Annotated in this window: 12 protein-coding genes; 8 read left to right on the top strand and 4 right to left on the bottom strand. The window is 63.7% G+C overall.

Going from position 1 to position 12,750, the window contains the following annotated elements:
- Nucleotides 1-71 precede the first annotated feature (71 nt).
- Nucleotides 72-2,255 carry a primosomal protein N' gene (locus NKH43_RS14080; RefSeq protein ID WP_352858694.1) on the top strand — a complete coding sequence of 728 codons (2,184 nt, stop codon included), beginning with the start codon at nucleotides 72-74 and terminating at the stop codon, nucleotides 2,253-2,255.
- Between the two features lie 8 nt (nucleotides 2,256-2,263).
- On the opposite strand, the gene NKH43_RS14085 is transcribed toward NKH43_RS14080, so the two are convergent.
- Together NKH43_RS14085 and NKH43_RS14090 are read right to left on the bottom strand one after the other, a co-directional pair.
- Nucleotides 2,264-2,719, bottom strand: coding sequence for a type II toxin-antitoxin system VapC family toxin (locus tag NKH43_RS14085; protein ID WP_352858695.1), 456 nt, complete (start codon nucleotides 2,717-2,719; stop codon nucleotides 2,264-2,266).
- A complete protein-coding gene (locus NKH43_RS14090) occupies nucleotides 2,716-2,961 on the bottom strand; it encodes a type II toxin-antitoxin system Phd/YefM family antitoxin (protein ID WP_023719709.1) in 246 nt (81 codons plus the stop codon). Before NKH43_RS14090 ends, NKH43_RS14085 begins: the two co-directional genes overlap by 4 nt.
- Nucleotides 2,962-3,176: 215 nt before the next feature.
- Between NKH43_RS14090 and NKH43_RS14095 the strand changes: the two genes are divergently transcribed.
- The 7 genes from NKH43_RS14095 (at nucleotide 3,177) to lepB (ending at nucleotide 10,031) form a co-directional block, all read left to right on the top strand.
- Nucleotides 3,177-3,572, top strand: coding sequence for an AGROH133_08824 family phage infection protein (locus NKH43_RS14095; protein WP_023719708.1), 396 nt, complete (start codon nucleotides 3,177-3,179; stop codon nucleotides 3,570-3,572).
- Between the two features lie 246 nt (nucleotides 3,573-3,818).
- Nucleotides 3,819-4,379: a F0F1 ATP synthase subunit delta gene (locus tag NKH43_RS14100; RefSeq protein WP_352858697.1), complete on the top strand. Its 561-nt coding sequence runs from the start codon at nucleotides 3,819-3,821 to the stop codon at nucleotides 4,377-4,379.
- A complete protein-coding gene (gene atpA, locus NKH43_RS14105) occupies nucleotides 4,379-5,908 on the top strand; it encodes a F0F1 ATP synthase subunit alpha (RefSeq protein WP_023719706.1) in 1,530 nt (509 codons plus the stop codon). The genes NKH43_RS14100 and atpA overlap by 1 nt, the downstream gene beginning before the upstream one ends.
- 28 nt (nucleotides 5,909-5,936) lie before the next feature.
- Complete coding sequence (locus NKH43_RS14110; RefSeq protein ID WP_023719705.1) at nucleotides 5,937-6,821, top strand: F0F1 ATP synthase subunit gamma; 885 nt, start codon at nucleotides 5,937-5,939, stop codon at nucleotides 6,819-6,821.
- Nucleotides 6,822-6,888: 67 nt separating this feature from the next.
- A complete protein-coding gene (gene atpD / locus NKH43_RS14115; RefSeq protein WP_352494126.1) occupies nucleotides 6,889-8,454 on the top strand; it encodes a F0F1 ATP synthase subunit beta in 1,566 nt (521 codons plus the stop codon).
- Between the two features lie 102 nt (nucleotides 8,455-8,556).
- Nucleotides 8,557-8,964, top strand: a complete 408-nt coding sequence (locus tag NKH43_RS14120) for a F0F1 ATP synthase subunit epsilon (protein WP_023719703.1) — start codon at nucleotides 8,557-8,559, stop codon at nucleotides 8,962-8,964.
- Nucleotides 8,965-9,053: 89 nt separating this feature from the next.
- Nucleotides 9,054-10,031, top strand: a complete 978-nt coding sequence (gene lepB, locus NKH43_RS14125) for a signal peptidase I (protein WP_502895829.1) — start codon at nucleotides 9,054-9,056, stop codon at nucleotides 10,029-10,031.
- 1 nt (nucleotide 10,032) lies between these two features.
- Here the strand turns inward: lepB and uxuA are convergent, their stop codons facing one another.
- Entirely contained in the window at nucleotides 10,033-11,211 is a 1,179-nt protein-coding gene (uxuA, locus tag NKH43_RS14130) for a mannonate dehydratase (protein WP_352480964.1), read from the bottom strand.
- Nucleotides 11,208-12,710 carry a mannitol dehydrogenase family protein gene (locus NKH43_RS14135; protein ID WP_352640112.1) on the bottom strand — a complete coding sequence of 501 codons (1,503 nt, stop codon included), beginning with the start codon at nucleotides 12,708-12,710 and terminating at the stop codon, nucleotides 11,208-11,210. Before NKH43_RS14135 ends, uxuA begins: the two co-directional genes overlap by 4 nt.
- Between the last annotated feature and the right edge of the window lie 40 nt (nucleotides 12,711-12,750).

Below are 12,750 nucleotides of genomic sequence, written 5' to 3' on the forward strand. Positions count from 1 at the left end.
TTCATGTGCAGGTCATGCACATTCGGGGTCGGACTTTGATCTAGACCAAAGTCGGGGCAAGGTCACGCCTCATGATCGAAGATTCGCCCTTTGTCGCGGCCGCACCGGTGCTGGTCCCAATGCCTGCTGAGCGCCCCTACACCTATGCTGTGCCGGCTGGCATGCGCGTGGTGCCGGGCTCGATCGTGCGCGTTCCGCTTGGGCCCCGCCAGGTCGCCGGCATCGTCTGGGACGGCGCCGTCGAAAAGGTCGACGCGAAGAAATTGCGGCCGATCGAGCAGGTTTTCGACTGCCCGCCGATCGACCGCGCGATGCGGCGTTTTGTCGATTGGCTGGCGCAGTACACGCTGTCGCCGCCCGGCATGGTGGCGCGCATGCTGCTCAGGGCGCCGGAGGCGTTCGATCCGGAGCCGTGGATCGAAGGGCTGCAGCGCACCTTCGCCAAGCCCGACCGGATGACGGAGGCGAGGACGCGCGTGCTGGAAACGGCCGAAGGTGGGCTCGCCTGGACGCGGTCGGGCCTGGCGCATGCGGCAGGCGTGTCGTCGACGGTGGTGGACGGGCTGAGGGCGCAGGGGGTATTCGAGACGGTGATGATCCCGCCGCGGCCGGTGGTCGCAGCACCCGATCCCGGCTACGCCGTGCCGGCACTGATGCCCGACCAGAGCGATGCCGCCGAGATGCTGCGCGCCAATGTCGCGGCCGGCATATTCGGCGTCACCCTGCTCGACGGTGTAACCGGATCCGGCAAGACGGAGGTCTATTTCGAGGCGGTTGCGGCCGCGCTCGATCGCGGCACGCAAGTGTTGATCCTGCTGCCGGAAATCGCGCTGACCCACGCCTTCCTCGAACGCTTTCAGGAGCGGTTCGGCGCCAAGCCGGCGGAGTGGCACTCGGACCTGCCGCCAAGAATGCGCGAAAAGGTCTGGCGGCAGGTGGCGGAAGGCGGCGTGCGGGTGGTCGCAGGCGCGCGCTCAGCGCTGTTCCTGCCGTTCAGGGAGCTTGGGCTGATTGTCGTCGACGAAGAGCACGACCCCGCCTACAAGCAGGAGGATCGCGTCTTTTACAACGCGCGCGACATGGCCGTGGTGCGCGGCCATATCGGCGGGTTTCCGGTCGTGCTCGCCTCGGCGACACCGTCGGTCGAAAGCCGGGTCAATGCCAGCCAGGGCCGCTACAGCAGGGCGGTGCTTTCGGCGCGCTTTGCCGAGGCGGCACTTCCCGATCTCAAGACGATCGACATGCGCCGTGCGCCGCCGGCACGCGGCGGCTTCCTGTCGCCGGTGCTGCTTAGCCATATGCGGCAGACGCTGGAAAGAAAGGAACAATCGCTGCTGTTTCTCAACCGGCGCGGTTATGCGCCGCTGACGCTCTGCCGGGTCTGCGGCCACCGCTTCGGCTGTCCGGTCTGCTCGGCCTGGCTGGTCGAGCACCGCTTTCGCGGTCAGCTCGTCTGCCACCATTGCGGGCACAATGAACGCCGGCCCGAGGCCTGCCCGGAATGTGGCACGCTCGATCATCTGGTCGCCTGCGGGCCGGGCGTAGAGCGCATCGCCGAGGAGGTCGTCGCGCATTTCCCTGATGCCCGCATCATCGTACTGTCGTCCGACCTGATGGGCGGCGTGCGGCGGCTGCGGCTCGAGCTCGAAGCCATAGCCAATGGCGAGGCCGACATCGTCATCGGCACGCAACTCGTCGCCAAGGGCCACAATTTCCCCAACATGACGCTCGTCGGTGTCGTCGATGCCGATCTCGGCCTGGCCAATGGCGACCCACGCGCCGCCGAGCGCACCTTCCAACTGCTCAGCCAGGTGACCGGCCGCGCCGGCCGCACCGGCAAGAAGAGCCTTGGCCTGCTGCAGACCTTCCAACCCGACCACCCGGTGATGCGGGCGATCGTCTCCGGCGATGCCGAGGCCTTCTACGAGCGCGAGATCGCCGAACGCGAGCGGGCGGGGCTGCCGCCCTTCGGCCGGCTCGCCGGCGTCATCGTCAGCGCGGCGACCCGGGCGGAAGCCGAAGGGCACGCCCGCGGCCTGCGCCGTGCCGCGCCGCAAGCCATCGACCTGTTCGTCCTCGGTCCGGCCGAGGCGCCGCTGTCATTGATCGGCGGCCGCCATCGCTTTCGCCTACTGATCCAGGGCGAGCGGCGCGCCGACATGCAAGGGTTCATCCGCACCATGCTGGCCGAGGGACCGAAGATAAGGGCCTCGGTGCGGGTCCAGGTCGATATCGACCCGCAAAGCTTTTTGTAAGGTGTCGATTACCCTTTCGAGACGCGTTCGGTGAATGGGTTCAGGTAAGGCACGTCGAGAATCGCAAAATGCCGGGTGTTGGCCGTCAAAACTGACAGGCCGTGCAAACGGGCGGTAGCTGCGATCAGAACGTCCGCCAGTCCCGGATTGGCGCCTCTGGCGATAGTGGCGTCTTCCAGTTTTCCGGCTTCTCGCGCGATTGCTAAATCGATGGGAAGGATGCGCTGGTTGAACTCTAGAAGCAACCTTTCGAACCACTCATTGATGCGCTCCGCCTTCATATGCCCGCCCGCCCGCTTCAGTTTCGCGATTCCTCGTTCCACCTCCAAGATGACGATCGACGAGAACTGCCAAGAGCCGCGTTCTCCTTGTACAGCAACCCAGTTCTGCACGTGTGACGGAAGCAGAGGCCGACCAGGTGCAAATGCCGAGAGAAAAGACGTATCAAGCAGATAGCCGGTCAAAACTCCACTTCCCGCGACGGCGATTCGTTTCGCTCAAGCTCGATGCCGCCTGGATACCGAAGCAGGAAATCCACGAAGTCTTTTTGGCTGTTCTGCGGATAAAGTTTCCGTCCCTCACCGATTGGCACCACCATGACTGCGGGCTTGCCGTGCTTGGTAATAACCGTGGGCTCACCGTTCTCAGCGGCCTCCACGAGCGCGGAAAGGCTGGCCTTTGCCTCTCGCAGTTGCATCGTCTTCATGCGCGGAACCCCTTGTGGTCTCATGTAGTCACAATATAGGAATTGTGCAGAAAAAAACAGCCCATTGTTTAACGTCCTGTGAGCCCGGTCGAGACAACGGTCGCGCTCGCGTTGAGCTGACGCGCCCTGCAAATTGCCGACGGCCCATCTGGCGCATGTCAGTTGCTTCGCTAGAATGCCCGAAATTTTGAATATCCATTTACGAGGGGACAAGGATGGAATTTGCGTTTCCATGGCCGATGAGCCAGGGCGAGTGGCTGGCATGGTCGAGCGCGGTCGCAACTCTATTGCTCGGCCTGTTGCTATTCCTGGCTCCACAGCTGGCGTTCCGCATCCTGCGGCTGCAGGTCAGACCGGAGAAGGCAGCGGCGATCGCCGAGGGGCGCGGCCGGATGTCGGGCTTCTATCTCGGCGTCAGCCTGTGCTGCATCCTCTTGGCGCAGCCGCTGCTCTACATGGCGCTCGGCTTCTCCTGGCTATTCACCGCCTTCGGCCGGCTGCTGTCGATGATGTCGGACGGCGCCAATACGCCGTTCAACTGGGCATCCATTGTCGTCGAGCTGGTGCTGGCGGCGCTGCCGCTCGCGTTCGCCTTCGGCTTTTTGCCCTGAATCACAGAGCAATCCGGGGTTGGTTGCTGAACTCGGCGAGCGGATGCGACAATAGTGCCTGAAAACCATGCCGGACGACGCATTGCGGTCTGAAAATGCCTGTGCTAGACGGCAATCGACTTTCGACCGGGGATAGCGGAAGCCGCGCCTCCGTGCTTGGAAAAATGCAGTAAGGTCAAAGATTTAGCCAGAGTTTTTGCTCGCGCCAACAATCTGCGGCCTGTCAGACAAGAGAAAAGACGGTCCGTGGCCCAATCGTCATCGCCAATCTCAGGTGTCGCAGAACGCTATGCGGGTTCGCTGTTCGAACTCGCGCTGCAGGCCAATTCGGTGGCCAGCGTCGAGACCGACCTCAACAGTTTCGAAGCGATGCTCGAAGGCAGCGCTGACCTTTCGCGGCTGATCAGGAGCCCGGTTTTCTCCAGCGAAGACCAGGCCAAGGCGATCGCCGCGATCGGCGACAGAGCGGGGGTCACGGGCCTCACTGGCAATTTCCTGCGCGTCGTTGCCCAGAACCGCCGGCTTTTCGCCGTGCCAGGAATGATCAAGGCGTTCCGCCAGATCGCCGCCGAACACCGCGGCGAGACCGCCGCCGAGGTCACCTCGGCGCATGCGCTGACGCCTGCCCAGGAAACCGAGCTGAAAGCGGCGCTGAAAAGCGTCGCCGGCAAGGATGTGGCGATCACCGTCACCGTCGATCCGTCGCTGCTCGGCGGGCTGGTGGTCAGGATCGGCTCGCGCCAGATCGATACGTCGCTCAAAACCAAACTCAATTCGCTCAAGCTTGCACTGAAAGAGGTCGGCTGATGGACATCCGCGCCGCGGAAATTTCCGCAATTCTGAAAGACCAGATCAAGAATTTCGGCAAGGAGGCCGAGGTCTCCGAAGTCGGCCAGGTGCTGTCCGTCGGTGACGGCATCGCCCGCGTCTATGGCCTCGACAATGTCCAGGCCGGCGAGATGGTCGAGTTCCCCGGCGGCATCCGCGGCATGGCGCTCAACCTCGAAGCCGACAATGTCGGCGTCGTTATCTTCGGCGCCGACCGTGACATCAAGGAAGGCGATACCGTCAAGCGCACCGGCGCCATCGTCGATGCGCCTGTCGGCATGGGCCTGCTCGGCCGCGTCGTCGATGCGCTCGGCAACCCGATCGACGGCAAGGGCCCGATCCAGGCCACCGAACGCAAGCGCGTCGACGTCAAGGCGCCCGGCATCATCCCGCGCAAATCGGTGAACGAGCCGATGTCGACCGGCCTCAAGGCCATCGACGCGCTGATCCCGGTCGGCCGCGGCCAGCGCGAGCTGGTCATCGGCGACCGCCAGACCGGCAAGACCGCGATCATCCTCGACACCATGCTCAACCAGAAATCGGTGCACGACAACGGCCCGGAGAAGGAAAAGCTGTACTGCGTCTATGTCGCCGTCGGCCAGAAGCGCTCGACCGTGGCGCAGTTCGTCAAGGTGCTGGAAGAGCGCGGCGCGCTCGACTATTCGATCATCATCGCTGCGACCGCGTCTGATCCGGCGCCGATGCAGTTCCTGGCGCCGTTCACCGCCTGCACCATGGGCGAATATTTCCGCGACAACGGCATGCACGCGCTGATCAGCTATGACGATCTGTCGAAGCAGGCCGTCGCCTATCGCCAGATGTCGCTGCTGCTGCGCCGTCCTCCGGGCCGCGAGGCCTATCCGGGCGACGTTTTCTACCTGCACTCGCGCCTGCTCGAGCGCGCCGCCAAGCTCAACGACGACAATGGCGGCGGGTCGCTGACGGCGCTGCCGATCATCGAGACGCAGGCCAACGACGTGTCGGCCTATATCCCGACCAACGTCATCTCGATCACCGACGGCCAGATCTTCCTGGAAACCAATCTGTTCTTCCAGGGCGTCCGTCCTGCGGTCAATGTCGGTCTGTCGGTGTCGCGCGTCGGCTCTTCGGCGCAGATCAAGGCGATGAAGCAGGTTGCCGGGTCGATCAAGGGCGAGCTCGCGCAGTACCGCGAAATGGCTGCTTTCGCGCAGTTCGGCTCCGATCTCGACGCCGCCACGCAGCGCCTGCTCAATCGCGGCTCGCGCCTGACCGAGCTTTTGAAGCAGCCGCAATTCTCGCCGCTCAAGGTCGAGGAGCAGGTCGCGGTGATCTTCGCCGGCGTCAACGGCTATCTCGACAAGCTGGCGATCAACCAGGTCGGCAAGTTCGAGCAGGGGCTGTTGTCGCACATGCGCTCGGCCGGCAAGGACGTGCTCGACGGCATCCGCAAGGAGAAGGCGCTGTCCGACGATCTGCGCGCCAGGCTGAAGGCAGAGATCGACGCCTTCGCCAAGACCTTTGCTTGAGTGGGCCGGACGGGATCAGGTTTGAAGCATGCCTTCGTTAAAAGACCTTCGTAACCGTATCGCCTCGGTCAAGGCGACGCAGAAGATCACCAAGGCGATGCAGATGGTCGCCGCGGCGAAGCTGCGCCGCGCGCAGGAAGCGGCTGAAGCGGCGCGTCCCTATTCGGAGCGCATGGGCGCGGTGCTGGCCAACATCACCCAGGCGATCGGCGGTGGCGGCGATGCCCCGGCGCTGATGACCGGCACCGGCAAGGACGACGTGCATCTGCTTGTCGTCTGCACGGCCGAACGCGGCCTGTGCGGTGGCTTCAATTCGCAGATCGCCCGCTTTGCCCGTGACCACATCCGCAAGCTTCTGGCCGACGGCAAGCAGGTCAAGATCATCTGCGTCGGCAAGAAGGGGTTCGACATATTGCGCCGCGACTACGGGGCGCTGATCATCGAGCGTGTCGATCTGCGCGAGGTCAAGACGCTGGGCTTCGTCAATGCCGATGCCATCGCCAAGAAGGTGATCCACCTGTTCAACGAAGGCGGCTTCGACATCTGCACGCTGTTCTATTCGCAGTTCAAGTCGGTGATCAGCCAGATCCCGACAGCGCAGCAAATTATCCCGGCGGGCGTGGTTTCGGATGCTGCTGAAGCGAAGGATGGTGGCAGCGCTGTCTACGAATACGAGCCGGAGCCGGGCGAAATCCTCTCCGATCTCATCCCGCGCAACATCTCCGTGCAGGTCTTCCGCGCGCTGCTTGAGAATGCGGCCGGCGAGATGGGCGCCAAGATGAGCGCCATGGACAATGCGACGCGCAATGCCGGCGACATGATCAACAAATTGTCGATCACCTACAACCGCCAGCGGCAGGCGCAGATCACCAAGGAATTGATCGAAATCATTTCGGGCGCCGAGGCGCTCTAGGCACGCTCCCAAGGAGGTCATCGACCTCAAGCGTGTGAGAAACAAAGAGACGAAAAGGGTAAAGACGATGGCGAAAGCAGCGACCCCGAAGACGGCAGCCCCTAAGGCCGCGGCACCAGCAAAGGCTCCGGCGGCAGCAAAGGCCGCTCCGGCCAAGAAGGCGGCAGCAACCAAGGCCGCCGCCGTGAATACGCCGGCCGCTACCATCAAGAAAACCGGCTTGGCGGGCAAGGTTCGCCAGGTCATCGGCGCTGTTGTCGACGTGCAGTTCGGCGAACATCTGCCGGCGATCCTGAACGCGATTGAGACGATCAATGTCGGCAATCGCCTGGTGCTCGAAGTGGCCCAGCATCTCGGCGAAAACACCGTACGCTGCATCGCCATGGACTCCACCGAAGGTCTGGTTCGCGGCCAGGACGTCTATGACACCGGCGCGCCGATCACCGTGCCGGTCGGCCCTGGCATGCTCGGTCGCATCATCAACGTCATCGGCGAGCCGGTCGACGAGGCAGGCCCGGTCGACGGCATCGAGATGCGCTCGATCCACCAGCCGGCGCCGACCTATGTCGAGCAGTCGACGGAAGCGCAGATCCTGGTCACCGGCATCAAGGTGCTCGACCTGCTGGCCCCCTATGCCCGCGGCGGCAAGATCGGCCTGTTCGGCGGCGCCGGCGTCGGCAAGACGGTGCTGATCCAGGAACTGATCAACAACGTCGCCAAGGCGCATGGCGGCTTCTCGGTGTTCGCCGGCGTCGGCGAGCGCACCCGCGAAGGCAACGACCTCTATCACGAGTTCATCGAGTCCGGCGTCAACAAGAAGGGCGGCGGCGAAGGCTCCAAGGCCGCGCTCGTCTATGGCCAGATGAACGAGCCGCCGGGCGCGCGCGCGCGCGTCGGCCTGACCGGCCTGACAGTTGCCGAATACTTCCGCGACCAGGGCCAGGACGTGCTGTTCTTCGTCGACAACATCTTCCGCTTCACGCAGGCGGGCTCGGAAGTGTCGGCGCTGCTCGGCCGCATTCCTTCGGCCGTGGGCTACCAGCCGACGCTGGCCACCGACATGGGCGCGCTGCAGGAGCGTATCACCACGACGACCAAGGGTTCGATCACCTCGGTGCAGGCGATCTATGTGCCGGCCGACGATTTGACCGACCCGGCACCAGCGACTTCATTCGCCCACCTCGACGCGACGACCGTGCTCAACCGCGCGATTTCGGAAAAGGGCATCTATCCGGCGGTCGATCCGCTCGATTCGACTTCGCGCATGCTCGACCCGATGGTTGTCGGCGAGGAGCACTACCAGGTCGCGCGCCAGGTGCAGTCGATCCTTCAGCGTTACAAGTCGCTGCAGGACATCATCGCCATCCTGGGCATGGACGAGCTGTCGGAAGAGGACAAGCAGACGGTTGCCCGCGCCCGCAAGATCGAGCGCTTCCTGTCGCAGCCCTTCTTCGTCGCCGAAGTGTTCACCGGCGCGCCGGGCAAGTTGGTCGACCTCGCCGACACCATCAAGGGCTTCAAGGGCCTTTGCAACGGCGATTACGACCACCTGCCGGAGGCCGCCTTCTACATGGTCGGCGGCATCGAGGAAGCGGTCGAGAAGGCACAGCGCCTGGCGGCTGAAGCGGCGTAAGCCAAAGCGAATAGCGAATAGGGAGTAGCGAATAGGGGTCTATGAGCCGGACGAGTTTCTTCACTACTCGCTACTCACTATTCCCTATTCGCTAAATTGATCATGCCTGAAGCTTTCAAGTTCGAACTGGTCTCGCCGGAGCGCCTCTTGGTTTCCGAGCAGGTCGAATCCGTCGTCATCCCAGGCGCCGAGGGCGAAATGACCGTGATGGCGCATCACGCACCGGTCATGACCACGATCAAGCCGGGCGTCGTCACGTTGAAGACCGCTTCCGGCAAGGAAGAACGCTACGTGGTGTTCGGCGGCTTTGCCGACATCGTTCCGGCCGGCTGCACGCTGCTGGCGGAATCGGCTGTGGCCGTCGGCGACATCGACCGCGCCGAGCTTGCCCGCCGCATCCAGGAGGCGAGGGAAGACGCCGCCGACGCCAAGGACGACCAGACCCGCAGCAAGGCCGAGCAGTTCCTTAACCAGCTCACCACGCTTGAAGGCGCCATCCTGCCGGCTTAACGCGAAGGATCAGTTCGGCGTCGAGAAAGCGAGGCTTGCCTCGCTTTTTTATTTGGTGAACAGTCAGGCTGCCTTGGCGTGGGGGGCCGATGACAGAACAAACAGTGCAACAAGAAACAGTCTCGCGATCCAGATGGTCGACGGCCCTGGTGTCGGCCCTTGGCGGCCCGTTTGGCGGATTTCTATGGATTGGCGCTGGCAAACTGGCTGTCATAAGCCTGTTTGTGATCAGTGCTGTCAGCATCGCGCTTTGCTACATCGGAATTCCGGTGGTGCCGGGCATGGATCTTGCGGCGGCGGGCAACTTTTCAGGTATCGGCTTGATGATCCTGTGGGCGACGCTCGTTGTTCCCTTTGCGCATCGGTTCAAGCCGGACAAATGGTATGCGCAAGGGGTGTCGGTGTTCGTGTTGGCGTTTTACGCCTCCATCGTGGCTGCGTTTGTAATCCGCTCGTTGGTGTTCCAATCGTTTTCGATCTCGTCTGGCAGCATGACGCCGACGTTGCGGGAGGGCGACTATCTCTTCGTGTCCAAATCCGCATACGGCTACAGTCGCTACAGCGTGCCCTTCAACGTGCTCTCATTTGACGGGCGCCTATTGGGCGCGGAACCCAAAAGGGGAGATGTGGTGGCATTCAAGTTCCCGCCCGATCCGAGCGTGAACTACATCCAGCGGATCGTCGGCTTTCCGGGCGAAAAGATCCAGATCATCGACGGGATGCTTTACATCAACGAGGTAGCGGTGGGGCTCGAGGATATCGGCTCTTTTTCGTCCGAAGAGTTCCCCGATCCAGTCAAACTTCAACGTGAAACTTTGCCAGAGGGCGTGTCCTACACCGTTCTCAACCTGACAGATTCATCCATCGGGGACAACACGAACTCGTGGATCGTGCCCGCAGGCCACTATTTTGCACTTGGCGACAATCGGGACAATTCCTCCGACAGCCGATTCAGCGTCGGGTTTATTCCCAGTGAAAATCTGGTCGGCAAGGCCGTGCGGCTGTTCTGGAATTCTAAAGGCGTCGACTATTCTTCCCGGCAAGTATTGGATCCGTCAGGCAAATAGCTCACACCGTCAGCGCTTCCACGGCGCGCATGACGCCGCGCAGTTCGGCGAGGCCCTTCAGGCGGCCGATGCAGGAATAGCCGGGGTTCACCTTCTTGCCGATGTCGTCGACAATGGCATGGCCATGGTCCGGACGCATCGGAATCTGCCAGTCCGCCCTGCCTGCCGCCTTGCGCCGCCGCTCCTCGCCAATCAGCGCCGACACGACCGCCACCATGTCGGTGTCGCCGTCGAGGTGCTCGGCTTCGTGGAAGGAGCCGTCGGGCTCCTTGGTGACATTGCGCAGATGGGCGAAATGGATGTTCTCGGCGAAAGCCTTCGCCATTGCCGGCAGATCGTTCTGCGCGCTCGCGCCGTAGGAGCCGGTACACAGTGTCAGTCCGTTAGCCGGCGAAGCGACGGCGTCGAGCAGCGCGCGGGCATCGGCTGCCTTGGAAACGATGCGCGGCAGGCCGAACAACGAAAAAGGCGGATCGTCGGGGTGGATCGCCATCCTGACGCCGGCCTCTTCGGCAACCGGCACGATCTCGCGCAGGAAGGCAAACAGGTTTTCGCGCAGTCCTTCGGTAGAGACGTCCTTGTAGAGGTCGAGGGCGCGGCGGAAGCTCGCTCGATCGAAGATGAATTCGCGCGCCGGCACCCAGCCGATCAGGTTGAGCTCCAGTCTCGCCTTGTCGCTTTCGCTCATGCCTTGCAGCCGCACACGCGCCGCCTCGACACGGGCCGGCGGGTGATCGGCCTCCGCCCGTTTTCGCTCGAGGATGAAGACGTCATAGGCGCAGAGCTCGACGACATCGAAGCGCAGCGCCGTGCCGCCATGCGGCATCGGATAGTCGAGGTCGGTGCGCGTCCAGTCGGTGATCGCCATGAAATTATAGCAGATGGTGTTGATGCCGGCGGCAGCGACGGCGCGGATCGAGGCCTTATAATTGTCGATCAGGGTGCGCCAGTCGCCACTGCGGGTCTTGATGTCCTCATGGACGACGATGCTCTCGACCACGTCCCAGGTCAGGCCTGCTGCCTGGATCTCTGCCTTGCGCCTGGCGATCTCGTCCGCCGGCCAGGCGCGGCCGTCATTGAGGTGATGCAGCGCGCTGACGATGCCGACGGCGCCGGCCTGACGGACATGGGCAAGCGTCACCGGGTCGTCGGGCCCGAACCAGCGCCAAGTCTGTCTCATGGCTTCTCACTCCCTATGCCAAGCGCCGCCAAGGCAGCGGCAGGCCCGCCCCGCCGCAGGCGCTCGAGATGGGCTGTCGTCAGATCAATCAGTGTCATGCGCTGGGAATGGTCCCTGGCGAAGCCGGCGAGATCGAACATCGCTGTCACAGCTTCATCAGCCGGCCGGCTGCCGAGCGCCGTAAGCCGAGTGTCGATCGGGTCGGTGAAATGGGCTTCGGGCAAGGTCTTGCCGCGCGCCTCGCAAGCGGCCATCCAGGCGGCCACCACCAGCATCAGATGGGCTGGGGGATCACCGGCACTCAGCCGCTCGACGGCCGAGGCGACGATGCGCTGTGGCAGTTTCTGGCTGCCGTCATTGGCGATCTGCGCCGTGCGATGGGCCAGCGCCGTGTTCGAGTAACGTTCGGCGAGCTGGGCCGTGTAGCCGGCCGTATCGAGCCCGGCGTCCGGCGGCAGCGTCGGGATCGCCTCGGCCCACAAGCCGTCGACGAATTGCCGGATCGCCGGATCGGCAAAGGCGCGGTCGACCGTGTCGTAGCCGCTGAGCAGGCCGAGATAGGCGATTGCCGAATGCGAGCCGTTGAGCAGCCGCAGCTTCATGTCCTCGAACGGCCCGACGTCGCCGACCATGGTGACGCCGAACTTTTCCCAGGCCGGCCTGCCCGCCGGAAAGTCGTCCTCGACCACCCATTGGCAGAACGGCTCGGTCATCACCGGCCAGGCATCCTCGACGCCGAGCTCGACGGCGATACGCGCCCGGTCGGCATCGGTGGTCGCCGGCACGATGCGGTCGACCATGCTCGACGGAAAGGCGACGCCGTCGGCGATGTGTGCGGCGAGCCTGGCATCGCCTGAAGTGGCGAGCCTGGCATCGCGCAGTGCGGCGAATTCGACCAGCAGGCGGTGCAGCGTGGCGCCATTGGCCGGAAGGTTGTCGCAGCAGAGCACGGTGAAAGGCTGGATGCCGGTGGCACGGCGGCGCGACAGCGCCTCCGTCAGGAAACCATGCGCCGTTCGTGGCATTTGCGGGTTAGCCAGATCATGGACGATGTCGGGGTGGGTATTGTCCAGTCCGCCGCCGGCTGCCCTCAGATAGGCCTTTTCGGTGATCGTCAGCGTGACGATACGGGTGAGCGGATCGGTCAGAGCGGCGAGCACCGCAGCCGGATCTTCCGGCGCCACCAGCAGCGACAGGATCGAACCGACGACGCGCAGCTCTTCTTCGACGCTGCTCCTGATCGCCAGTGTGTAGAGGCCATCCTGCGGCGCCAGTGCGTCGCGCGTGTCTGGACTGCGCAAGGACACGCCGACAATGCCCCAGCCTGTCTCTCCAGCCGCCAGACAGTCGTCGACATAGGCCGCCTGGTGGGCGCGGTGGAACGCGCCGACGCCGAGATGGACGATGCCTGGCGCAATAGCGCCGCGGTCGTAGCGGGGAACCGCGACCGAAGCCGGCAGTGCCTTCAGCGTGCTGTTGGAAAGGCGTCTATTGGTCATTGCGCGGCGTGTCTGATCGAGGTTGCTGGGTCACTGTTGG

It is taken from the genome of Mesorhizobium sp. M1163, assembly GCF_040318415.1.
Taxonomy (GTDB): Bacteria; Pseudomonadota; Alphaproteobacteria; order Rhizobiales; family Rhizobiaceae; genus Mesorhizobium.

Bases quoted from the DNA above. Each gene is read 5' to 3' on its own strand.
- NKH43_RS14080 (WP_352858694.1), top strand. From the start codon at position 72: ATGATCGAAGATTCGCCCTTTGTCGCGGCCGCACCGGTGCTGGTCCCA.
- NKH43_RS14110 (WP_023719705.1), top strand. From the start codon at position 5,937: ATGCCTTCGTTAAAAGACCTTCGTAACCGTATCGCCTCGGTCAAGGCG.
- atpD (WP_352494126.1), top strand. From the start codon at position 6,889: ATGGCGAAAGCAGCGACCCCGAAGACGGCAGCCCCTAAGGCCGCGGCA.
- NKH43_RS14095 (WP_023719708.1), top strand. From the start codon at position 3,177: ATGGAATTTGCGTTTCCATGGCCGATGAGCCAGGGCGAGTGGCTGGCA.
- atpA (WP_023719706.1), top strand. From the start codon at position 4,379: ATGGACATCCGCGCCGCGGAAATTTCCGCAATTCTGAAAGACCAGATC.
- lepB (WP_502895829.1), top strand. From the start codon at position 9,054: ATGACAGAACAAACAGTGCAACAAGAAACAGTCTCGCGATCCAGATGG.
- uxuA (WP_352480964.1), bottom strand. From the start codon at position 11,211: ATGAGACAGACTTGGCGCTGGTTCGGGCCCGACGACCCGGTGACGCTT.
- NKH43_RS14090 (WP_023719709.1), bottom strand. From the start codon at position 2,961: ATGAAGACGATGCAACTGCGAGAGGCAAAGGCCAGCCTTTCCGCGCTC.
- NKH43_RS14120 (WP_023719703.1), top strand. From the start codon at position 8,557: ATGCCTGAAGCTTTCAAGTTCGAACTGGTCTCGCCGGAGCGCCTCTTG.
- NKH43_RS14135 (WP_352640112.1), bottom strand. From the start codon at position 12,710: ATGACCAATAGACGCCTTTCCAACAGCACGCTGAAGGCACTGCCGGCT.